The sequence below is a fragment of the Croceibacterium mercuriale genome (assembly GCF_000802385.1).
GTDB classification, from domain to species: domain Bacteria; phylum Pseudomonadota; class Alphaproteobacteria; order Sphingomonadales; family Sphingomonadaceae; genus Croceibacterium; species Croceibacterium mercuriale.
Window position 1 is genome coordinate 436,198 of record NZ_JTDN01000002.1, and the last position, 23,065, is coordinate 459,262.

Annotated in this window: 12 protein-coding genes; 9 read left to right on the forward strand and 3 right to left on the reverse strand. The window is 68.8% G+C overall.

Annotation, left to right across the window (positions count from 1 at the left end; all coding sequences use genetic code 11):
* Positions 1-23 precede the first annotated feature (23 nt).
* From PK98_RS11780 to PK98_RS11810, 7 genes are all read left to right on the forward strand, one after another.
* Positions 24-1,730, forward strand: a complete 1,707-nt coding sequence (locus PK98_RS11780) for a M1 family metallopeptidase (protein WP_052208596.1) — start codon at positions 24-26, stop codon at positions 1,728-1,730.
* Positions 1,731-1,943: 213 nt separating this feature from the next.
* Complete coding sequence (locus PK98_RS11785) at positions 1,944-5,099, forward strand: TonB-dependent receptor (RefSeq protein ID WP_235425496.1); 3,156 nt, start codon at positions 1,944-1,946, stop codon at positions 5,097-5,099.
* A gap of 58 nt (positions 5,100-5,157) precedes the next feature.
* A complete protein-coding gene (locus tag PK98_RS11790; RefSeq protein ID WP_039097092.1) occupies positions 5,158-5,862 on the forward strand; it encodes a SapC family protein in 705 nt (234 codons plus the stop codon).
* A 37-nt stretch (positions 5,863-5,899) separates the two neighbouring features.
* A complete protein-coding gene (locus tag PK98_RS11795; RefSeq protein WP_407637630.1) occupies positions 5,900-6,883 on the forward strand; it encodes a cupin-like domain-containing protein in 984 nt (327 codons plus the stop codon).
* A complete protein-coding gene (locus tag PK98_RS11800) occupies positions 6,880-8,367 on the forward strand; it encodes a tryptophan halogenase family protein (protein ID WP_039097094.1) in 1,488 nt (495 codons plus the stop codon). Before PK98_RS11795 ends, PK98_RS11800 begins: the two co-directional genes overlap by 4 nt.
* A 79-nt stretch (positions 8,368-8,446) precedes the next feature.
* Positions 8,447-11,002 carry a glycoside hydrolase family 9 protein gene (locus PK98_RS11805; protein WP_052208598.1) on the forward strand — a complete coding sequence of 852 codons (2,556 nt, stop codon included), beginning with the start codon at positions 8,447-8,449 and terminating at the stop codon, positions 11,000-11,002.
* Positions 10,999-13,521, forward strand: a complete 2,523-nt coding sequence (locus tag PK98_RS11810; RefSeq protein ID WP_039097095.1) for a glycoside hydrolase family 9 protein — start codon at positions 10,999-11,001, stop codon at positions 13,519-13,521. Before PK98_RS11805 ends, PK98_RS11810 begins: the two co-directional genes overlap by 4 nt.
* Positions 13,522-13,564: 43 nt before the next feature.
* Here PK98_RS11810 and PK98_RS11815 read toward each other — a convergent pair whose 3' ends face one another.
* Positions 13,565-15,106: an aldehyde dehydrogenase (NADP(+)) gene (locus PK98_RS11815; protein ID WP_039097096.1), complete on the reverse strand. Its 1,542-nt coding sequence runs from the start codon at positions 15,104-15,106 to the stop codon at positions 13,565-13,567.
* A 155-nt stretch (positions 15,107-15,261) separates the two neighbouring features.
* Between PK98_RS11815 and PK98_RS11820 the strand changes: the two genes are divergently transcribed.
* Both PK98_RS11820 and PK98_RS17085 read left to right on the forward strand, forming a co-directional pair.
* Entirely contained in the window at positions 15,262-17,688 is a 2,427-nt protein-coding gene (locus tag PK98_RS11820; protein WP_039097098.1) for a glycoside hydrolase family 3 protein, read from the forward strand.
* A complete protein-coding gene (locus tag PK98_RS17085) occupies positions 17,673-19,757 on the forward strand; it encodes an SGNH/GDSL hydrolase family protein (protein WP_081996213.1) in 2,085 nt (694 codons plus the stop codon). Before PK98_RS11820 ends, PK98_RS17085 begins: the two co-directional genes overlap by 16 nt.
* A gap of 60 nt (positions 19,758-19,817) precedes the next feature.
* Here the strand turns inward: PK98_RS17085 and PK98_RS11830 are convergent, their stop codons facing one another.
* Complete coding sequence (locus PK98_RS11830) at positions 19,818-21,248, reverse strand: sugar porter family MFS transporter (RefSeq protein ID WP_052208600.1); 1,431 nt, start codon at positions 21,246-21,248, stop codon at positions 19,818-19,820.
* A 25-nt stretch (positions 21,249-21,273) separates the two neighbouring features.
* On the reverse strand, positions 21,274-23,055 hold the full coding sequence (locus PK98_RS11835; RefSeq protein WP_039097099.1) for an IlvD/Edd family dehydratase: 1,782 nt from the start codon (positions 23,053-23,055) through the stop codon (positions 21,274-21,276).
* Positions 23,056-23,065: the final 10 nt, after the last annotated feature.

Sequence of the window (23,065 nt, forward strand, 5' to 3'; positions counted from 1 at the left end):
GGCGGATACGCTAGGGTCGGGTGATGAAGCTGCCTGCCCTCGCCTCCGCCCTGCTGCTCCTTTCCCCTGCGATCGCCGCGCAGGATGTCGTGGCGGAACGCACCGCGCAGAGCGGGCTGCCGCTCGATCCCGTACGCGCCAGCATGGAGGTGCCCCGTCTGGCGCTGGGCTTCACGGTCGATCCGGCAAGCCGCAGCCTGGCCGGCACGGCGGATTACACCGTCACCGTCGACACGCCGCAGGACCGGCTGGCCTTCGACCTCGATCCGCGCTTCGCCATCAGCGGCATCAGCGTGGACGGGCAGGCGCTGGCACCTGCCGCCTGGAGCAATCCCGCCGGGCTGCTCACCATCACCCTCCCCCGGGCACTGGCCGCCGGGTCGCGAGCGCAGATCCGCATCGCCTGGCACGGCGCGCCCCATGTGGCGAAACGCGCCCCCTGGGATGGCGGCTTCACCTGGGCGCGCACGCCCGATGGCCAGCCGTGGGTCGCCAGCGCCATCCAGGGCGAAGGGTGCGACATGTTCTGGCCATGCCTGGACCACCCGACCAAGCGGATCGGACTGCTGGACCTGAGCGTGACGGTGCCGGACGGGCTGGTCGCCGCGGGCAATGGCGTGCTGATCGGCGAAGATCACGCCGGTGGCTGGGCGACCTGGCATTGGCGGGCGCGTCAGCCCAACAATTACGGCGTCACCCTGCAGATCGGGCCATACCGGCTGGCCGAGGCGCAGTATCGCAGCGCATATGGCAACACCATTCCCGTGCAATACTGGCACCTGCCCGGCGACCGGCCGGAGGATGTGCAGTACCTGCTCGCCGGGATGCAGGATTATCTCGCCTTCTTCGAGGACGTGGTCGGCCCCTATCCCTGGGGTGACGAGAAGGTCGGCCTGGCGGAGACGCCGCACCTGGGCATGGAGCACCAGACCATCAACGCCTACGGCAATGGCTACAAGCGCGCGCCCGAAGGCTATGACTGGCTGGCGCAGCACGAGTTCGGCCATGAATGGTTCGCCAACCAGATGACCAACGCCACCGAAGGCGAGATGTGGCTGCATGAAGGGCTCGATACCTACATGCAGCCGCTCTACCTGCTGTGGAAGAACGGGCGCATGGCCTATGACGTCGCCTTGTGGGACCATCGCAAGCGGGTGCTGAGCCGGGTGCCGCTGGCGGCGGGCGATCCGGCAGCGACCGGCGATTACCTGGATGCGGAGAGTGGCTGGGGCAACGACATCTATTACAAGGGCAGCTGGGTCACGCACACGCTACGGCTGCTGATCGGCGACACGGCGTTCCGTGAAAGCCTGCGCCGGCTGGTCTATGGCCGGCCCGACCCCGCCCCCGGCAATTTCGCGCCGGTGCGCCGCACCACCGCCGATTTCGCAACGATCGTCAGCGAAGTGACGGGCCGGCCGATGGACTGGTTCTTCGACGCCTATGTCCGGCAGGCAGCCCTGCCCCGGCTGCTGGAGGAGCGGCAGGGATCACGCCTGCGCCTGCGCTGGGAGACAGCGAGCGCGCTGCCCTTCACCATGCCGGTGGAGGTGCAGGTGGGCGACCGCGTGCTGGTAGCGCCCATGGCGGATGGGACCGGCATGCTGGATCTGGGATCGGCCGATGCGCGCCATGTCATTGATCCGGAAGCGAAGATCCTGCGCGACGATCCGGCGATCACCGCCTGGCAGGCGCAGGAGCGGGCAGCAGAAGCGCATGCAAAGGATTGATGTTCCGCAATCGATTGCGTGGCTTTGCTGCATCACTGCAGGGTAACGTTATCAGGCTGCCGAAAAGGTCGTTGACACTCGCCCGATAGAAGCTAGCTCTCGAACCAAGCCGGATCCACACGGCCATACCGACTGGCGCCTGAAGCGCGAGCGAGAGGAGAGGACCACCCCATGAGGGCTTTTGCTGTTTCCAAGCTGACACTATCCGCGTCCATGTTAGCGCTATCTACCGCGATTGTCGTGACGCCGGCAGTGGCGCAGCAGACCGGATCGCCGAGCAATCCGCAGCCCGGCAGCGAGACCGAGACCGGTACGCAAGGTGTCGGCGCCCTGCCGACCGGCAACCCCGCCGCGCGCGGCGATGACGGCCCGGCCAGCGGCGACGAGATCATCGTCACCGGCGTGCGCGCCAGCCTGGAGGCAGCCGCCGCGATCAAGCGCAATTCCGTGGGCGTGGTCGATGCCATCTCTGCCGAGGATATCGGCAAGTTCCCCGACACCAACCTGGCCGAATCGCTGCAGCGCATCCCCGGCGTGTCGATCGACCGCCGCAACGGCGAAGGTTCGCAGGTCACCGTCCGCGGCTTCGGTCCGTCCTTCAACCTGGTGACGATCAATGGCCGCCAGCTGGCGACCACCGACGTCAACACGGTCGGCGGCGACGCCTCCGTCGATTTCGGCCGCGCCACCAGCCGCTCGTTCGACTTCCAGAACCTGGCGTCGGAAGGCGTGACCCGGCTGGAAGTGTACAAGACCGGCCGCGCCGCGGTGCCGACCGGCGGCATCGGCGCCTCCATCAACGTGGTCACGCAGCGTCCGCTGGAAGGTGCGGCGGAAGGCCTGCGCGGTTCGATCGGCGGCAAGGGGCTGTATGATGCGAGCCGCGACGGCTTCAGCGTCACGCCCGAAGTGACCGGCGTGGTCAGCTGGTCCAACCCGGCCGACACTTTCGGTGTTTCCGCCTTCGGCGCCTACCAGAAGCGCAAGAGCGCCGCGGCCAGCTCCGTGGTCAATGGCTGGAACATCCGGCCCTACTCCGACGTGGCGACCATCGTCGCCGACACGGTGGTGGAGAACGCGCCGACCGACGTCAGCCAGCTGGTCGGCATTCCCGACGACAGCCGCTACAACTACTCCACCTTCGAGCGCGAGCGCATCAATGGCTCGCTCACCATGCAGTTCCGCCCGGTCGAGGGCCTGACGATCACCGGTGACGCGCTGTATGCGCAGAACGCCGTAAGCGAGGCGCGCAACGACCAGACCAACTGGTTCAACACGCCCTTCGACCGGATCGTGTTCGACGATGACCCGGTGGTGCGCACCGCCGTGATCCTGGAGGAAGGCCGCCGCTACGGCACCAAGGACATCGGCTTCGAACAGCAGTACCGCGCCACCAAGAGCGAGCTGCAATCCTATGGCCTGAACGCCACCTACGAATTGGCCGAAGGCCTGACGCTGAGCCTGGACGGCAACCATTCCAAGTCCGAGACGAACCCCGATGCCCCCAATGGCGCCAGCTCCACGCTGTTCAGCATGGGCGCGCCGGTGGTGGACGGCCATTCGGCCGATCACACGGGTGACATCCCGTCGCAGCGCTGGACGCTGAACGACGCGGCGGGCAACCGCAACGGCGTGCTGGATATCGGCGATCTCGGCTCGCAGGTCGGACGCACGAACGCCTCCCGCCAGGAACAGCGGGTCAACCAGCTGCGCGCCGACCTGGGCTGGGACTTCGGCGATGGCGACCGCTTCGATCTGGGCGCAACCTATATCGACGCCAAGATGACCAGCGAGCGGCAGCAGACCGAGCAGATCCTGGGCAACTGGGGCATCACGCAGGCCGGCGACATCGCCGCCCTTGCGGGCGACCTGGTCGAGCAGTTCTGCCAGGGCTGCAAGTACAGCAAGTTCAACGCGACCGACAACGACATCTCGTTCCGCGGCAATGCGGTCGACCTGCTGAACCTGTTCTCGCCGATCTATGCGCAGGACAACCAGCCGCTCGTCGCCGGCATCCAGGCACCGACGACCGGCAACCAGCCGTCCGTCACCGCCAACCAGTTCGACGAAGTGTCGGAGAAGATCCTGGCGGTCTATGCGCAGACCACCCTCAACTTCGACATCGGCGGGCGTGATGCCAAGATCACCGCCGGCGTCCGGTGGGAAAACACCAAGGTGGAATCGGTGGCGCAGCAGGCCATCCCGACCGCCATCGTCTGGACGTCCGACAACGACTTCAGCGTGCGGGTCGGCAACGATCTGCAGAACATCGTCGCGGAAGGCGAGTACAACAACCTGCTGCCGTCGATCGACTTCCAGCTGGAGCCGATGGACGATGTGGTCGCCCGCGTATCCTACAGCCGCACCCTGGCGCGGCCGGATTACGGCAACCTGTTCGCCTCCACCACGGCAGGCGCACCGGGTCGGCCGATCGCGCTGGACGGGCAGGCCACGGGCGGAACGGGCAACCCCAGCCTGCGTCCGCTGCTGTCCGACAACATCGACGTGTCGCTGGAGTGGTATTACGACCGGTCGAGCTACGTCTCGTTCGGCTTCTTTGCCAAGCGGGTGAACAACTTCGTGGGTTCGGGCACGGTCGTGCAGCCGCTGTTCGGCCTGCGCGATCCCACCAGTGGCGCACCCGGCACCCGTTCGGGCACGGCGCTGACCGAGCTGCAGCGACTGGGTCTGGATGCAAGCGAGGTGCAGCTGTTCACGCTGACCGCGTTGCTGGACAAGTACAATGGCCAGCTGGCGCCCGCCACGGCGGAGTTCCAGGCGAACGTCGTCAACGGGAACCTCAACCAGGCCTATGCCGATGCGATCCTGGCCCAGTTCGACGTCACCGCCAATGCCACCGATCCGCTGTTCGACTTCCAGGTGACCACGCCGATCAACAACCAGGCGGCCAACATCTACGGCTTCGAAGTGCAGGGACAGCACTTCTTCGGGGATAGCGGCTTCGGCGTCTCCGCCTCCTACACCAACGTCAATGGCGACGTGGGTGCGGATCGCGGTGCCCCGATCGGCGTCGACCAGTTCGCGCTGATCGGCCTGTCGGACACGCTGAACGTGACCGGCATCTTCGAGAAGTACGGCTTCTCCGGCCGGATCGCCTACAACTGGCGCGACAGCTTCCTGTCGGGCCTGAACCGGGGCGGCACCAACCGCAACCCCGTGTTCACCAAGGCGTTCGGCACGCTGGACCTGGCCACCAGCTACGACGTGACCGAGAACGTTTCGGTCTCGTTCGAGGCGATCAACCTGCTGAGCGCGACGGTCCGCACCTACGGCCGCAGCGAACGGCAGATGTTCTTCGCGTCGGAGCTGAAGCCGCGTTACTTCGTGGGCGCGCGCTTCCGCTTCTGATCGGCTGAACCGGGGCGGGGCTGCTTGCGAGCGGCCCCGCCTGCGGTAAGCTTTGGCCATGACCACACCCATCCCCCTCGACACGATCGACCATCACGACCTGCGCGTGGACTGGCGCCACGGCGCGGATCACGGCGACGCGGTGAACCAGCTGCTGGCCATGCCCGGCGAGTTCGAGGCGCTGGCCCGCGAGTTCCCCATCCTGTTCCGGCAGGACGATGCCGGCACCTGGCACGCCGTGGTGCTGCTGGGACTGGAACGCGGGGAAAACCTGTTTCTTCACGACGGTCGCTGGACCAGCCGCACGGTGCCGGCCGTGCAGGCCCGCGGGCCGTTTTCCGCCACCGTGAACCCTGCCAATGGCGAGGCGACGATCCTGGTCGACCTGGCCGACCCGCGCATCGGCCGCGACCTTGGCGAACTGCTGTTCCTGCCCCATGGGGGCCATGCGCCCGCCTTGCAGCGCGCCACCCGCAGCCTGCAGCTGATCGGCGAAGGCCTGCCCGCGACGGAGGCGATGTTCGCCGCGCTGGCTGGGGCCGGCCTGATCGAGCCCGTGGCGATCACCGTGACGCTGGGTGACGGCCGCGAGATCGCGCTCAACCAGTATCACACGATCGCCGGCGACCGGCTGGCGGCGCTGGACGGCGACACGCTGGCGCGGCTGAACCGCGCGGGCGTGCTGCGGCTGGCCTTCCTGGTGCAATCGTCGCTGGGCAACATGGCCCGGCTGATCGAGCTGAAGAACGCCGCCCGTGGCTGACGCCCCGCGTCCGGTCCGCATGATCGACGCCACCGGGATGGAGGTCATTCCGGTCGCCGACCTGCTGGCGCAGGGGGAGCCGACGATCCTGCAAGGCTTCGGTCGCGACTGGCCGCTGGTGCGCGCGGGGCAGGACGGTGCGGCGGCGGCGATGGAGTATCTGCGCGGTTTCGATGCCGGTCACCGCATGGTCGGCTATACAGGCGGGGCCGCAATCGGCGGGCGGTTCTTCTACAACGCGGATATCACCGGCCTGAACTTCACTGCGGAGCAGGTGACGCTGGCCGACTATCTGGCGCGTATGGCAAGCACGGCCGACGATCCGGCGGCGCCGGCGCTGTACCTGGGATCGGCCGACCTCGACACCTTCCTGCCCGGCCTGCGCACCGCGAACGGCCCGCGGCTGGATGCGGCGACACTGGGCGCGGAACCGGTGGCCAGCATCTGGATCGGCAACCGCACGATCGCGGCCACGCATTACGACATGTCGAACAACATCGCCTGCTGCATGGTCGGCCGGCGCCGCTTCACCCTGTTCCCGCCCGACCAGGTGGCGAACCTGTATCCCGGCCCGCTGGAGCCGACGCCCGGCGGGCAGGTCGTGTCCATGGTCGACCTGCGCGAACCCGACCTTGCGCGCTATCCCCGCTTCGCCACGGCGCTGGCGCATGCGCAGGTGGCGGAGATGGAGCCCGGCGACGTGCTGTTCTACCCCGCATTGTGGTGGCACAATGTGGCGGCGCTGGACCCGTTCAATGCCATGATCAACTATTGGTGGAACCCGGTGCCGCGCTTCGCCGATACGCCGATGAACACGCTGCTGCACGGCCTGCTCAGCCTGCGCGACCGGCCGGAAGCCGAGAAACAGGCGTGGCGCGCCATGTTCGACTATTATGTCTGGGGTCCACCCGACCTGCCCGCCGCGCATCTGCCGGAGCATGCCCGGGGCGCGCTGGCGCCGCTGGACGAACCCGGCGCCCGCCGCCTGCGCGCGCGGCTGCTGCAGAAGCTGAACCGATGACGAGGGAGCAAGGCGTGACGCGAGTGGTGATCGCTGGCGGCGGCACAGCCGGCTGGCTGGCGGCGGCGGCGCTGACGCGCCAGCTGCGCGGGCAGGTGGCGGTGACGCTGGTGGAATCGGACGAGATCGGCACGATCGGCGTGGGCGAAGCGACCATCCCCACGATCCGCGCCTTCCACGCCCTGCTGGGGCTGGACGAGAACGCGTTCTTGCGCGCTGCCAAGGCGAGCTTCAAGCTGGGCATCCAGTTCGAAGGCTGGGCGCGGGAAGGCGACAGCTACATCCATTCCTTCGGCGCGCTGGGACGCGGCACCTGGATGGCGGAGTTCCATCACATGTGGCTGGAGGCGCACGCCCAAGGCTTCGGTGGCGAGCTGAGCGCCGCCTGCGCGGAGCACGAGGCCGCCCGGGCGGAACGCTTCGCCACGGACGAGAACGGCTCCCTGAACTACGCCTATCACCTGGATGCCGGGCTCTATGCCAGGGCGCTGCGCGAACAGGCGGAGGCGCAGGGGCTGGTCCGCATCGAAGGCAGGATCGCCCGGGTGGAGCGGGACGGCGCCAGCGGCGACATCGCCGCACTGGTGCTGGAGGATGGCGCCAGGGTCGCAGGCGACCTGTTCCTGGACTGCACCGGTTTTCGCGCGCTGCTGATCGAAGGCGAGATGCAGGCCGGGTGGGAGGACTGGAGCCACTGGCTGCCGACCAACCGCGCGCTGGCGATGCAGACGCGGGCCGTCGGGCCGGCCGTGCCGTACACCCGCGCCATCGCGCATGATGCGGGCTGGCGCTGGCAGATCCCGTTGCAGCATCGCGTGGGCAACGGGCTGGTCTATGCCAGCGATTTCCTGTCCGATGACGAGGCGCGTCATCGCTTCCTCGGGCTGGTGGAAGGCGAGCCGCTGATCGAGCCGCGCCTGATCCGCTTCACCACCGGGCGCCGCAAGCGGGTGTGGGTCAACAACTGCATCGCGCTCAGCCTGGCGAGCGGGTTCGTGGAGCCGCTGGAATCGACCAGCATCCACCTGACCATGATCGCCATCACCCGCCTGCTGCAGCTGTTCCCGTTCAACGGCAGCACACCCGCCCTCGCCCGCCGGTTCGACGACCTGGCCCAGCGGGAGCTGGAGCGGGTGCGCGACTTCGTGATGCTGCATTACGTGCTGAACCAGCGGCCGGAGCCGTTCTGGCAGCGGATGCGCGAGATGGAGCTGCCGGCCAGTCTGACTGAACGGATCGCCGTGTGGCGCGAGGCGGCGCATGCCTGGCAGGGCGCGGACGACCTGTTCCGGGTCGACAGCTGGGTGCAGGTCATGCTGGGCCAGCGGCTGGAGCCGGAAGGCCATCACCATGTGGCCCGGCTGATGCCACCCGAGCGGCTGCGGCAGGCCCTGGCCGACATGCAGGCGGCCACCGCCGCCACCGTCGCCAAGCTGCCCACCCACCAGCAATATCTGGATCGGCACGGCGGCGTCGCTGCCTGATCCGCCAGCCGCCTGAATAACAAGAAACGGGGTTGAGATGAGGATGCAAGGACACAAGGCGCGTTGCCTGAGCGCGTGCATGATAGCGCTACCGCTGCTGCTGGCGAGCACAGCCCGGGCACAGGACGGACTGCAGCTGGGGGAGCGCGGCTACCTGACGGAGCCGGGGCTGGACGTCATCGTGTTCGACGACATCTACCCCGACGGGCACCAGACGGGCGTGACGATCATCCAGCACGGATCGCGCGTGGCTGCCAATGGCGACCTGCGGCTGGAGCCGGAACCGGGCCAGTGGTCGCCCATGCCGGTATCGGCCGGCGAGCGGGCGATCGACCGGGCGAGCGGCACTATCACGCAACGCCTCAGCTACCCCGATCCGGCAAAGAACGGGACGGGCTTCAACCCGATCTTCTACCCCGATCTGGCCCTGACCTATCAGGTGCGGGTGACGCCGGCAGACGGCGGAGGGTTCCGCATCAGCGTCGATCTGGACCAGCCGCTGCCGGCCGCGTGGGTGGGCAAGGTCGGCTTCAATCTGGAGCTGTTCCCCACGCCCCTGTTCGGCAAGGGCTGGGTGCTGGACGGCGCCGCCGGCACCTTCCCGCGCCAGCCGGGCGGGCCGGTGGTGCGCGCCGACGGCCCGGACCTGCCGGTGCCGCGTAACGTGGATGCCAACGGCCCGGTGCAGGCGCTGGTCGGCCAGCCACTGGCAGAGCCGCTGGCCACGGGGCAGGTGTTGCTGGTCGCGCCGGAGGAGGACGCACAGCGCATCCGGATCGAGAGCCGCAACGGCCAGCTGCAGCTGATCGACGGGCGATCGGCGCACAACAACGGCTGGTACATCGTGCGCCAGCAGGTTGCCGCCGGCGCCACGACGGGCGCGGTGGAGTGGCTGGTCACGCCCAACGTGATGCCCGGCTGGCAGTACGAGCCGGTGATCCAGGTATCGCAGATCGGCTACGCCCCCAGGCAGCCCAAGCGCGCGGTGATCGAACTGGACCCGAATGATGCAGGCGATACGCCGGCGCAACTGTTCCGGCTGGGCGAGGCAGGGCGCGAGTCGATACTGTCCGCCACGCCCGAACGCTGGGGCGATTTCCTGCGGTATCAGTACCGCACCTTCGACTTCAGCGGGGTGACGCAGCCCGGCCTGTATCAGATCGGTTATGGCGCGCAGCTGTCGGCGCCGTTCCGGATCGACAGCGCGGTGTTCGCGCGCGGGGCGTGGCAGCCGACGCTGGAATATTTCCTGCCGATCCAGATGTGCCACATGCTGGTGCGGGAGAAATACCGCGTCTGGCACGGGCGCGACCATCTGGACGATGCGCTGATGGCGCCGACGGACCTCAACCATTTCGACGGCTATGTGCAGGGTCCCTCCACCCTCACCAGCTTCCAGCCGGGCGAGCGGGTTCCGCATCTGGATGCGGGTGGCTGGCACGATGCCGGCGATGACGATCTGCGGGTGGAGTCGCAGGCGGGCGAGGTGTGGATCCTGTCCAAGATGGTGGAGGAGTTCGGCCTGGATTACGATGCCACGCGCATCGACCAGGCGACGAAATCCGTGGAACTGCGCGATCCCGACGGGCGCAACGATGCGGTCCAGCAGATCGAGCATGGCCTGCTGTCGATCCTGGGCGGCTATCGCGCAATGGGCCGGCTGTATCGCGGGGTGATCGTGCCCAACCTGCGGCAATATGTGCTGCTGGGCGATACGGTGAACGTCACCGACAACCAGCCGGGCGGCGGCACCGATCTGGGCGTGGACAACAATGGCGATCCGGTTCCGGCGGATGATCGCTGGGTGTTCACGGAGGACAATCCGGACCGGGAGCTGGATGCCGCCGCCGCGCTGGCCACCGCTGCCCGTGTGCTGCGGACCGAGAACCCGCAGATGGCGGCAGAAGCGCTGGCCGCGGCGCGCGACATCACCGCCAAGGCCCTGGGCCGCGGCAAGACCCTGGCGCCCGAAGTGTTCGCGCTGGCCGAATTGCTGGAGACCACCGGGGAGCAGGCCTATGCCGACCGGCTGGCGACGCTGGCCCCGCGCATCCTGGCCGATGTCGCCGGCACCGCCTGGATGCTGCACGGCGTGCAGGATCGTCTGCCTGCTGCCTTCCGCACACAGCTGGCCGAGGGCGTGGCCGCCTATCAGGCGCAGGTGGTGCAGAGCGCACGCAGCGACAGCCCCTATGGCGTGCCCTACAAGCCGGAGATCTGGGGTGCCGGCTGGCAGATCCAGGAACGCGGCGTCCGCCAGTTCTTCTTCGCCAAGGGCTGGCCGCAAGTCACCGGCAATGATGGCTGGCTGAACGCGCTGAACTTCGTGCTGGGCGTGCATCCGGGGGCGAATACCAGCAGCTTCGTGTCAGGCGTCGGCGCGCGTTCGGCCACTGTGGCCTACGGCCTGAACCGGGCCGATTTCAGCTACATTCCGGGCGGCGTCATCAGCGGCACCAATCTGATCCGGCCCGACCTGCCGGAGCTGAAGGAATGGCCGTATTTCTGGCAGCAGGCCGAATATGTGATGGGCGGCGGGGCCACCAATTACATGTTCCTGGCGCTGGCTGCCGACCGGCTGTTCGGCCGCGACACACCTCAACAACAAGAACATGATCGGGAGCAGGACCAATGAAGCGCAATCTCCGCCGCGGCCTTGCCGCGCTGGCCTCCACCCTGGCGCTTGCCGCCGCCATGCCGGCGCTGGCGCAGGATGACGGACTAAAGCTGAACGCGGCCGAATATTACGAAGGGGATGCGGCCGATGTGCTGGTCTTCTCCAACTGGTATGACGGCCTGTTCGCCGATGCCAAGCATTCGGGCGTGGAGCTGATCCAGCAGGGGGAGCGGATCGCCACCAATGGCGATGTGCGCCTGTCCTCCACCCCCGGCCAATGGGACGAGATCGGCCGGCTGGTCAGCCGCACCGTCGATCCTGCCACCGGGCGGATCGAGGTGCTGCTGGAATATCCCGACTACCGGTTCCAGTACCGCATCGTGGCCGAACCCGATGGCGACACGGTGAAGCTGGCCGTCGTGCTGGACCAGCCGCTGCCTGCGGCCCTGGCGGGACGGGCCGGGCTGAACCTGGAATTCCTGCCTTCGGCCTACTTCCATCATTCATGGCTGGCGGACGGGACCGGCGGCAGTTTCCCGGTGCATCCCGCCAGCGACATGGTGGCGGGTGGCGAGCGGAATGCCGCCAGCGGGCGCGACATCGGTCCGGGGGCGGAGCCGCTGCCGCTGGCGGGCGGACGGCAGCTGGTGCTGGCGCCCGAGGACCCCGCACGGCGCGTAGGCATCCGGGCCGCAGCCGGGACGATCAACCTGTATGACGGGCGCAACCAGGCGCAGAATGGCTGGTTCGTGGCGCGCAGCCTGATCCCCGCGGGGCAGACCGGGCGCGTTGTCGAATGGACCCTGTCGCCGACCCTGGTGCCCGACTGGCTGCGCGCGCCGGTGATCGGTCATTCGCAGGTCGGATACACGCCGCGCCAGGCCAAGGTCGCCGTGCTGGAACTGGACAGGCACGATGATCGCGGCGGCGACGTCACGCTGTTGCGGGTGACGGAAAACGGCACCGAAGCGGTCGCGGCCGCCGCGGCGAAGCCATGGGGCGGCTATCTGCGCTACAACTATGCCTCCTTCGACTTCACCGGAGTGCAGGAGCCGGGCCTGTACCAGCTGGACTATGCCGGGCAGCGCACCGCGCCGTTCCGCATCGGCGCGGATGTCTACGCCACCGCCTGGCACCCGGGGATGGACGTCTACATGCCGGTGCAGATGGACCACATGCTGGTGAACGAGGCCTACCGCATCTGGCATGGCGAGCCGCACCGCGACGACGCCCGGCAGGCGCCGGTGAACCACGAGCATATCGACCTGTACCGGCAGGGGCCGACCACCGACACGAAGTTCGCCCCGGGCGAGCATATCCCTGGCCTGAATGTCGGCGGCTGGCTGGATGCGGGCGATTTCGACATCCGCACGCAGACGCAATATGCCGTCATGCGCAGCCTGGTCGGCCTGTGGGACGATCACCGCCCGATGCGCGACCAGACGCTGGTGGATCATCGCCTGCGGCGGGTCGAACTGCATGTGCCGGACGGCAAGCCCGACATCCTGCAGCAGATCGAACATGGCGCGCTCTACCTCGCCTCCATGTACGATGCGGTCGGCTATGCCGTGCACGGCGTGGTGGAGCCGGACGTGGCGCAATACACCCATCTGGGCGATGCCGCCTCCAAGACGGACGGGCTGGTCTACGATCCCTCGCTGGCCTTCGGCGAGCGGCGTGGGGAGCGCAGCGGCACGCCGGACGATCGCTGGGTGTTCACCAGCCGGTCCAGCGCGCTGAACTACGGTTCCGCCGCGGCGCTGGCCGGTGCGGCGCGGGCGCTGCGCGGGCACAATGATGCACTGGCGGACAAGGCGCTGCGGATTGCGCAGGGCGTGTGGACGGAGGAGCACGGCCATGCGCCCAACACTTTCAGCCATGGCAACACGACCGGCGGCTGGCTGCCGGGCGAGGAGTTCACCGCCGCGGTGGAGCTGCTGGTGACCACGCAGGATCCGGCCTATGTGGCAGCGATCATGCGATTGTGGCCGGAGGTGTCACAGCGGTTCGGCGGCTATGCCACGACTGCGATCAAGGCGTTGCCGCACATGCCGGCGGACTACCGCACCGAGGTGGAGCAGGCCGCACGCGCGTGGAAGGCCGCGCCGCAGGAGACCGACCCCAACCCCTATGGCGTGCCGATCACCACCGGCGGCTGGGCGGGCAATGGCGCGGTGATCCAGGCGGGACTGACCGACCATGCGATCCACACCGCCTTCCCGGAAGTGAGCGATGGCGCCCAGGTGTTCCGCGCGCTCGATTACCTGCACGGCACGCATCCGGCGCACAATCTGTCCTTCGTGTCGGGCGTCGGCGCCCGGTCGAAGGAGGTCGCCTATGGCATGAACCGGGCCGACTTCTCCTTCATCGCCGGCGGTGTGGTGCCAGGCGTGCTGGTGCTGAAACCCGACTTCCCGGAGAACAAGGAGGACTGGCCGTTCTTCTGGGGGCAGAACGAATATGTGGTGAACATGACGCCCAGCTATGTCGCGCTGGTGCATGCCGCGATGGCGCAGACGGGCGAGGCCGCGCAGTAACGAAGGTGGCGGGCGGCCTGTTGCAGGCCGCCCGCCAGCCTGATCAGCCCGCCTTGCCGTCCAGCATGCGCGGCAGGGTGGCATCGTCGCGCAGCTCGGCCGGCAGCAGCTCCGCCGGCAGGTTCTGGTAGCTGACCGGCCGCAGGTACCGGTCGATCGCCAGGCTGCCGACGCTGGTGGTGCGCCCGTCCGACGTGGAGGGGAACGGCCCGCCATGGACCATGGCATGCGCCACTTCCACGCCGGTGGGCCAGCCATTGACCAGCACGCGGCCGGCCTTCAGCTCCAGCACGGGCAGCAGGCGCCCGGCCATGTCGGTGTCGCCGCCATCCATCTGGATCGTCGCGGTCAGCTGCCCTTCCGCGGCGCGCAGCACGCGGACCAGTTCGGCCTCGTCACGGCAGCGGACCAGCAGGCTGGACGCGCCGAAGATCTCGTGACCCAGCGCCTCGTCCGCCAGGAACGCCTCCGCCGTGGTGGCGAACAGGCCGGCCTGGCCGCAGGTCTTGCCCTGCCCCACCGCGCCGCGGCCGATCGTCTCGACATGCGGATGGCTGGACAGGTCCTCGACGCCCTTGGTGTAGGCGGCATGGATGCCGGCGGTCAGCATGGTGGATGCCTGCGCATCGGCCAGTGCCGCACGGGCGGCATCCAAGAACGCGTCCAGCCCTTCGCCCTCGATCGCCAGCAGCAGGCCGGGATTGGTGCAGAACTGGCCCGAACCCATCGTCAGCGAGCCCACGAACGCGGTGCCCAGCGCGGCGCCGCGGGTGGCCAGCGCGTGCGGCATCAGCAGCACCGGGTTGATGCTGGACATCTCCGCATAGACGGGGATCGGCACGGCGCGCGCCTGCGCCAGCTTGACCAGCGCCATGCCGCCGCTGCGCGATCCGGTGAAGCCGACCGCGGCGATGCGCGGATCCTGCACCAGCGCGCTGCCGACCTGGTTGCCGGGGCCGAGCAGGTGATTGAACACGCCGGCCGGCATGTTGCACGCCGCCACGGCGCGGGCGATCGCCTCCGCCACCAGCGAGCCGGTGCGCGGATGGGCGCCATGGCCCTTCACCACCACCGGGCAGCCGGCAGCCAGCGCCGATGCGGTGTCACCGCCGGCGGTGGAAAAGGCGAGCGGGAAGTTGGAGGCGCCGAACACGGCCACCGGACCGAGCGGCACCTTGCGCAGGCGCAGGTCCGGCCGGGGCAGCGGCTGGCGGTCGGGCAGCGCGCTGTCCACGCGCAGGCCCAGGAAATTGCCGTCGCGCACGACCTGCGCAAACAGCTTCAGCTGGCCCGTGGTGCGGCCACGCTCGCCTTCCAGCCGGGCGCGGGGCAGGCCGGATTCGCGCATCGCCGCCTCGATCAGCGGATCGCCAATCGCCATGATCTCGTCCGCAATGCGGTCCAGGAACGCGGCGCGGTCCTCCAGCGGACGGCTGCGGTAATCGTCGAACGCGGCGGTGGCGGCGGCGCAGGCGGCGTCCACATCGGCGGCGCCATGCTGGGCAAAGGGTTCGCCGAACGGTTCGCCGGTGGCGGCGTCGATGGAGTGCAGCATGTTCGCGGGTGTTGCGGTCTGGGTGGCCATGAGGGAGTCGTGATCCTTGTCGCTGTGGGGGCACCGGAACCGGAGGTGCCGTGATTGATCCGTGCTGTCGCTTCCGGTAACGCTAACAGCAGAGCGATACAGGGGCAATGTGGGCCTCCTGATACGCCAGACAAGAACAGATTGGGAGGACAGGGATGAGACAGGCAGGGATCTGCAGCATCATCGGCGCCACGCTGCTGGCATCCACCGCGATGGCGCAGGACGCCGGGCCGGTGGCAGGCGCGTCGGCCAGCACCGCCCATCCGGACCTGTGGCCGCAGGCGCGCAGCCGCGGCCTGGTCGATCCCGCGACCGAGGCCTTCGTGACCGAACTGATGACCCGGATGAGCCTGGAGGAGAAGGTCGGCCAGATGATCCAGGCCGATACCAGCGCGATCACGCCCGATGATCTGCGCCGCTATCCGCTCGGATCCATCCTGTCGGGCGGCAGCTCGCCCCCGCTGGGCAGGCCCGACCGCTCGCCCGGTCCGGACTGGGCCGCCACGGTGAACGCGTTCGAGGCGGTGGCAATGGAGCCGCGCACCGGCCACACCGCGATCCCGCTGATCTTCGGCATCGATGCGGTGCACGGCAACAACAATGTCGTCGGCGCCACCCTCTTCCCGCACAACATCGCGCTGGGGGCGACCCGCAATCTCGACCTGACCCGCCGCATCGGCGATGCCACCGCGCAGGAGACGGCGGCGGCCGGCATTCACTGGGCATTCGGCCCGACGCTGGCCGTGCCGCAGGACGATCGCTGGGGCCGCACCTACGAAGGCTATTCCGAAGATCCGCAGCTGGTGCGCGCCTTCTCGGGCGCGATGGTGGAAGGGCTGCAGGGCAAGCCCGGCCTGACCACTATCCAGGTCGGGCGCGTGGCGGCCAGTGCCAAGCATTTCCTGGGGGATGGCGGCACCACCAGCGGTGTGGACCAGGGCAATACCGAACTGTCCGAGGCCGAGCTGATCGCCACCCATGCGCCGGGCTACCCGCCCGCGATCAATGGCGGGGTGATGACGATCATGGCTTCGTTCAATTCGTGGAACGGGCAGAAGATGCATGGCAACCGCTCGCTGCTGACCGATGTGCTGAAGGGGCGGATGGGGTTCGACGGGTTCATCGTGGGTGACTGGAACGGCCATGCGCAGGTGGCGGGCTGCACCAAGACCGATTGTGCCGCCAGCTTCAATGCCGGGCTGGACATGGCCATGGCACCCGACAGCTGGCAGGGCCTGTTCGACACCACGCTGGCGCAGGTGCGCGCCGGAACCATCCCCATGGAGCGGGTCGACGATGCCGTGCGCCGCATCCTGCGGGTGAAGCACCGGCTGGGCCTGTTCGACACCGCGCGGCCCTTTGCCGACCGCCCCGGCGTGATTGGCGCACCCGCGCATCGGGCGATCGCGCGCGAGGCAGTGCGGCAATCGCTGGTACTGCTGAAGAACGATGGCGTCCTGCCGCTGCGGCCTGACGCCAAGCTGCTGGTCGCCGGGACCCATGCCGACGATATCGGCCTGCAGTCGGGCGGCTGGACGCTGAGCTGGCAGGGCGACGGCAACAGCAATGCCGACTTCCCCAATGCGCAGTCGATCTATGCCGGCCTTGCCGAGGCGGTACGGGCCGGCGGCGGATCGGCGACGCTGAGCGCCGACGGCAGCTTCACCGACCGGCCCGACGCCGCGATCGTGGTGTTCGGCGAGATGCCTTACGCCGAAGGGCGCGGCGACGTGCGCACGCTGGAGTTCGAGGCGGGCGACAAGCAATCCTTGGCGCTGCTGCAGCGGCTGAAGGCGGCGGGCATCCCCACCGTCTCCGTATTCCTGTCCGGCCGGCCATTATGGGTCAATCCGGAGCTGAACCAGTCCGACGCCTTCGTCGCCGGCTGGCTGCCGGGGTCGGAGGGCGGCGGCATCGCCGATGTGCTGATCGCCGGCCCCGATGGCGCGCCCCGGCACGATTTCCGCGGGCGGCTGTCCTTCAGCTGGCCGAAGACCGCCGGGCAGTTCACGCTGAACGTCGGGCAGGACGGGTACGACCCGCTGTTCCCGTACGATTACGGCCTGTCCTATGCACAGGGCGGCAGCGTGCCGCAGCTGGCAGAGGAAGCCGGCGTGGATGCGAGCCTGGCCAATACCGGCGTGTTCTTCGCCCGCGGCCGCGTACCCGGACCCTTCGCCCTGCAGCTCGACGACACGGTCACGCAAGGTGCGGTGGACAGCCCCCTATTGCAGGAAGGCGCGCTGCAGCTGCGCTGGCGCGGCGCAGGCACGGCACGCATCACGGGGCCGGAACTGGCCCTCAGCCGCGAAACCAACGGCGATACCGCGCTACAGCTGCAATATCGCATGGACCGGGTGCCGGCCGGACCGGTGCAGCTGACCCTGGGCAACGGGGCGCTGGACGTGGCGGGTCTGCTGGTGGCGGGCGGCTGGCGCAGCTTGCGCGTGCCGCTGCATTGCTTCGCGCCGGCGACGGCAGACGCGCCGGTGACGATCCGCGCGGCCCCCCCCTTCACGCTTTCGCTGGCCGAGGCGCGGCTGGTCAACGGTCCGGAGGGTGCGCAATGCCCGGCAAAGTGACCACGGGTTGGCTGGCCGCCGCCACCGCGCTGCTGCTGGCCAGCGGCGCGGCGGCGCAGGACTGGACCGCCAGCTGGGGCACGGCGCAGATCCGGGTGGAGGGTGCGGATGCCGAAAAGGCGCCGCTGGCCGGCCCACTCACCGTCCGGCAGGCGGTGCGCCTGTCGCTGGGCGGACCGCGCCTGCGGGTGCGCCTGTCCAACCTGTTCGGCACGCAGCCGCTGCTGGTGGATGGCGCCAGCGTGGGACTGCTGGCCACGACGGGGCGGGCGGCGGTGCAGGCCACGACGCCGCTGACCTTTGCCGGTGCGCGTTGGGTGCGCATCCCAGCAGGGGCAGAGATGTATTCCGATCCGGTGGAGCTGGCGACGCAGGCCGGGTCCGACCTGGCGGTAACGCTGCACCTGCCAGCGCCGCCGGAGGTCCGCACGGGCCATCCGGGATCGCGTTCGATCGCCTTCACGCTGCCCGGCGACCGGGTGGCGGATGCCGCCTTTGCCGGGGCGGCCCTCCTGCCCGGGTGGCACCTGCTGGCCGATGTCGAGGTGGATGCGCCTGCAGAGGTCGCGCCGGCGCGCACGATCGTGGCAATCGGGGACAGCATCACCGATGGCTACGGCGTGCAGCCGGACACGCACCGGCGCTGGACCGATGCGCTGCTCACCCGCCTGCGCGACCATCCGGCGACGGAGCATGTCAGCGTCATCAACACCGGGATCGGCGGCAACCGCATGCTGCTGGACGGGACCGGCCCCAACCTGCTGGCGCGGTTCGACCGGGACGTGATCGCCCGCAGCGGGGTGACCGATGCCATCCTGCTGGAAGGGATCAACGACCTGGGCGTGCTGACCCGCGATGCCCCTGCCACACCGGAGGACCATGCCCGCATCGTGGCGGAGGTGACCGGCGCCTATCGCCAGCTGGCGGAGCGTGCGCACGCCCACGGCATCCGCCTGATCGGCGGCACGATCACGCCCTTTGTCGGCAACGAATACTACCATCCGGGACCGGAGAGCGAGGCGGACCGGCAGGCGATCAATGCCTTCATTCGCACCAGTAACGTGTTCGACGCGGTGATCGACTTCGACGCCGCGCTGCGCGATCCGGCCGATTCGTCGCGAATGCTGCCGGCCTACGATTCCGGCGACCACCTGCACCCGTCCCCGGACGGCTATGCCGCCATGGCGAAGGCGGTGCCGGTGGAGATGTTCGCGGGTGCGGCCAGTGATGCGCCGCTGCTGGCAATCACGGTGGACGACCTGCCGGCGCATGGCCCCTTGCCGCCGGGCGAGACGCATCTGGCGGTCACGCGGGCGCTGGTCGCCGCCTTCCATGATGCCGGCGCGACCGCGCCGATGGGCTTCCTCAACGCCGCCAAGCTGGCGGATGACAGTGATGGCGAGGCGGTGCTGCGGGCCTGGCGGCAGGCAGGCTTCCCGCTGGGCAATCACAGCTGGTCGCACCCCAACGTGAACACGCTATCTCCTGCGGGCTTTGCCGACGAGATCGCCCGCAACGAGCCAGTCCTCGCCCGGCTGATGGAAGGGGAGGACTGGCGCTGGTTTCGCTACCCCTTCCTGTCAGAAGGGCGCGACCCGGCGCAGCTGGCGGCGGGGCGGGCGGCGTTACGCGAAGGTGGCTACCGCGTCGCGCCGGTGACGATGGATTTTGGCGACTGGGCCTGGAACGGGGCCTATGCCCGCTGCCTGGCGAAGGGTGATGCAGCGGCCATCACCGCGCTGGAGGACAGCTTCCTCGACGCCGCACGCCAGGCGGCGCTGAATGCCCGGGCGCTGGCACAGGGCGCAGTCGGGCGCGACATCCCCTATGTGCTGCTGCTGCATGCCGGCGCGTTCGACGCCCGCATGATGCCGCGGCTGCTGGCACTGTACCGCGCGCTCGGCTTCCGCTTCGTGCCGGTGGAGCAGGCCACGGCCGACCCGTTCTACGCCGCCGCCATCGACCTGTCGCTGCCCGGCCCTAGCCCGCGGTTGCAGGACGCAGCCAAGGCCCGCGGGATCGCGGTTCCCGCCGCTGTCCCGCGCCCGGCCGACAGCGTCTGCAGCTGACAGCAAAAAGGGCGGGGCGCCACCCGGCTGCCCCGCCCCATGATCAGCCGGCCGGCAGGGTCAGCCCTGCATTTCCTCCAGCTCCTTGCCCTTGGTCTCCTTGATGAACCGCTTCACCAGGAAGAAGCTGAGCAGGGCGCATACGGCGTAGAAGCTGTAGCTGGCCGCCAGCCCGAGTGCCGATGCCATGATCGGGAAGCTCTGCGCGATCAGGTAGTTGGAAAACCACTGCGCGAAGCCGCACACCGCCAGCGCGGACCCGCGGATCTGGTTGGGGAACATCTCGCCCAGCATGACCCACATGATCGGGCCCCAGCTGATGTTGAAGAAGATCACGTACAGGTTGGCCGCGATCAGTGCCGTGGTGCCCAGGTTGGATGACAGCTGCAGCTGCCCTGCCGCATCCAGCGTGCCGTTGGAGAACACATAGACCAGCATGAACAGCGTCACCGTCATGCCGGCCGAACCGATCAGCAGCAGCGGCTTGCGCCCGATCCGGTCCACCAGCGCGATGGTCAGGAAACAGGCGGCGATCGACACGAAGCCCGACACGATGTTGATCAGCAACGACTGGTCTTCGGTGAAGCCGGCCAGCTGCCACAGGGTGGAGCCGTAATAGAAGATCACGTTGATGCCGACCAGCTGCTGGAACACCGCCAGCACCAGACCCGCCCACACGATCGGACGCAGGAAGGTGCCGGGGGCGCGCACGTCCGACAGTTTGGGTGCCTGCTGGCCGGCAAAGCTGTTCTGGATCTCCACCAGCTTGGCCTTGGCCACCGTTTCGCCAAACAGGCGGGTCAGCACGGTGCTGGCATGGTCGTGGCGGCCCTTGGCGACCAGGAAGCGCGGGGATTCCGGGATGAAGAACAGCGCGACCAGGAACACGGCGGCGGGCACGGCCTGCATCAGGTACATCCAGCGCCAGGCTTCCAGCCCGAGCCACCAGATGTTGGTGGAAGCGCCGGCCGCCTGCGCCAGGAAGTAGTTCACCACGAAGGCGGTGGTCAGCCCGGTGATGATCATGATCTGCTGCACCGTCGTCATCCGCCCGCGGATATGCGCCGGTGCGACTTCGGAGATGTAGGCCGGCGACAGCACGCTGGCCGCGCCGACGGAAATACCGCCGGCGATGCGCGCCAGCACGAACACCAGCTGGTTGGCGGCGAAGCCCTGGATCAGGGCGCCGATCAGGAACAGCAGCGCCGCCAGGCGCAGCACGTTGCGCCGGCCGATGCTGTCGGCCAGCGTCGCGGCGGAGAAGGCGCCGATAAAGCAGCCGATGAGCAGCGATCCGACGGTGAACCCCAGCCCCCCTTCAGACAGGCCGAATGCGGTGGTCAGCCCTTCCTGCGTGCCGTTCACCGCGCCGCTGTCATAGCCGAACAGCAGGCCGCCGATCGTCGCGACCGACACGATCGCGGCGATGAAGCCCATGTTCGCCCGCTCCGGCGGCGCCCCGAGGCTCGCGCCCCCTCCGATATTGCTCATTCCCTCATCCCTATCCTGAAATTGTTCAGTGATTATGTCGCGGCGTCCGCTCCGCGATCCCACGATATTTGAGCGCGAAGTCCAGCACGCCGCCATCGGCCAGCTGGCCGACCTTTTCGCGGTAGAGCTCTTCCCATGGGCTGTTGCTGGCAGGCACGGCCGGCGGCGGCGCCTCCGCCCGGCGGCGGGCGATCTCCGCCTCGTCGACCTGCGCATCGCAGCGGCCGGTGTTGAGGTCGATGTGGATGATGTCGCCATCGCGCAGCCAGGCCAGCCCGCCGCCCGCCGCGCTTTCGGGCGAGACGTTGAGGATGGACGGGCTGTCCGACGTGCCCGACTGCCGCCCGTCTCCCATGGTCGGCAGGGTAAGCACGCCGCGTTGGATCAGCGCGTCTGGCGGCTGCATGTTGACCACCTCCGCCGAACCGGGCCAGCCCAGCGGGCCGGAGCCACGGATCACCAGGATCGTGCGCTCGTCGATCTCCAGCGCGGGATCGTTGATCCGGTCGTGGTAATCGTCCGACCCGTCGAACACCACGGCACGGGCCTCGTACAGGTTCTCCCGCCCGGGTTCGGACAGGTATCGCGCGCGGAATTCCGGCGAGATCACGCTGGTCTTCATGATCGCGAAGTCGAACAGGTTGCCGCTCAGCACCAGGAAGCCGGCGGTTTCCTTCAGCGGCTGGTCGAACGGGCGGATCACCTCGCGGTCGGTCGCCTCGCGCCCCGCGATGTTCTCGCCGATCGACTTGCCGGTCACCGTCAGGCACCCCTCGTCCAGCTTCCCCGCCCCTGCCAGTTCGCACAGGATCGCGGGCACGCCGCCGGCGCGGTGGAAGCGTTCGCCCAGGAAGCGGCCGGCCGGCTGCACATCGGCCAGCAGCGGCAGGTCGTAGCCATGCTCCATCCAGTCGGCCGCGGTGATGGGGATGCCGGCATGGGCCGCCATCGCGTTGATGTGCGGCTGCGCGTTGGAGGAGCCGCCGATCGCGGTGCAGGTGCGGATCGCGTTCAGGAAGCTGCCGCGCGTCAGGATATCGAGCGGGCGCAGGTCCTCATACGCCATGTCGACGATGCGCTGGCCGGTGCGATAGGCCATCTGCCCGCGTTCGCGATAAGGCGCCGGGATCGCTGCGCAGCCGGGCAGCGACAGGCCTATCGCCTCGGCCACGGCGTTCATGGTGCTGGCCGTGCCCATGGTGTTGCAGTGGCCGGGCGACGGCGCGCTGTCGGTCGCGCGGCGCAGGAACTCCGCCTCGTCGATCTCGCCCGCGGCCAGCTTGCGGCGGCTGCGCCAGATCACGGTGCCCGATCCCACCAGCTCGCCTTCGTGCCAGCCATCCAGCATCGGCCCGCCGGACAGGACGATGGCCGGGATGTTGACGGTGATCGCCGCCATGATGCCGGCAGGCGTCGTCTTGTCGCAGCCGGTGGTCAGCACCACGGCATCCAGCGGATAACCGTACAGCGTTTCCGTCAGCGTCATCGCCGCCAGGTTGCGGTCCAGCGCGGCGGAGGGCCGGCGGCAGTTCTCGAAGATCGGCAGGGTGGGGAATTCGATGGGAATACCGCCCGCGGCGATGATCCCGTCGCGCACGCGGGCAGCCAGGTCGACATGGATGCGGTTGCACGGGCTGAGGTCGCTGCCCGATTGCGCGATGCCGATGATCGGCTTGCCGGCCTGCAGCTCTTCCGGCGTCAGGCCGTGATTCATGAACCGCTCAAGATAGAGCGCGGCCATGTCTGACCGGTGGGGCGCGGCGAACCATTCGCGCGAACGGAAGGGGCGGACGGGCCGGCGATCCATGTGACTCACT

What these genes read in the sequence shown, in the direction of transcription:
- PK98_RS11805 (WP_052208598.1), top strand. Translation starts at nt 8,447, where the DNA reads ATGATAGCGCTACCGCTGCTGCTGGCGAGCACAGCCCGGGCACAGGAC.
- PK98_RS11795 (WP_407637630.1), top strand. Translation starts at nt 5,900, where the DNA reads ATGGAGGTCATTCCGGTCGCCGACCTGCTGGCGCAGGGGGAGCCGACG.
- PK98_RS11830 (WP_052208600.1), bottom strand. Translation starts at nt 21,248, where the DNA reads ATGAGCAATATCGGAGGGGGCGCGAGCCTCGGGGCGCCGCCGGAGCGG.
- PK98_RS11820 (WP_039097098.1), top strand. Translation starts at nt 15,262, where the DNA reads ATGAGACAGGCAGGGATCTGCAGCATCATCGGCGCCACGCTGCTGGCA.
- PK98_RS17085 (WP_081996213.1), top strand. Translation starts at nt 17,673, where the DNA reads ATGCCCGGCAAAGTGACCACGGGTTGGCTGGCCGCCGCCACCGCGCTG.
- PK98_RS11835 (WP_039097099.1), bottom strand. Translation starts at nt 23,055, where the DNA reads ATGGATCGCCGGCCCGTCCGCCCCTTCCGTTCGCGCGAATGGTTCGCC.
- PK98_RS11800 (WP_039097094.1), top strand. Translation starts at nt 6,880, where the DNA reads ATGACGAGGGAGCAAGGCGTGACGCGAGTGGTGATCGCTGGCGGCGGC.
- PK98_RS11790 (WP_039097092.1), top strand. Translation starts at nt 5,158, where the DNA reads ATGACCACACCCATCCCCCTCGACACGATCGACCATCACGACCTGCGC.
- PK98_RS11785 (WP_235425496.1), top strand. Translation starts at nt 1,944, where the DNA reads ATGTTAGCGCTATCTACCGCGATTGTCGTGACGCCGGCAGTGGCGCAG.
- PK98_RS11810 (WP_039097095.1), top strand. Translation starts at nt 10,999, where the DNA reads ATGAAGCGCAATCTCCGCCGCGGCCTTGCCGCGCTGGCCTCCACCCTG.
- PK98_RS11780 (WP_052208596.1), top strand. Translation starts at nt 24, where the DNA reads ATGAAGCTGCCTGCCCTCGCCTCCGCCCTGCTGCTCCTTTCCCCTGCG.
- PK98_RS11815 (WP_039097096.1), bottom strand. Translation starts at nt 15,106, where the DNA reads ATGGCCACCCAGACCGCAACACCCGCGAACATGCTGCACTCCATCGAC.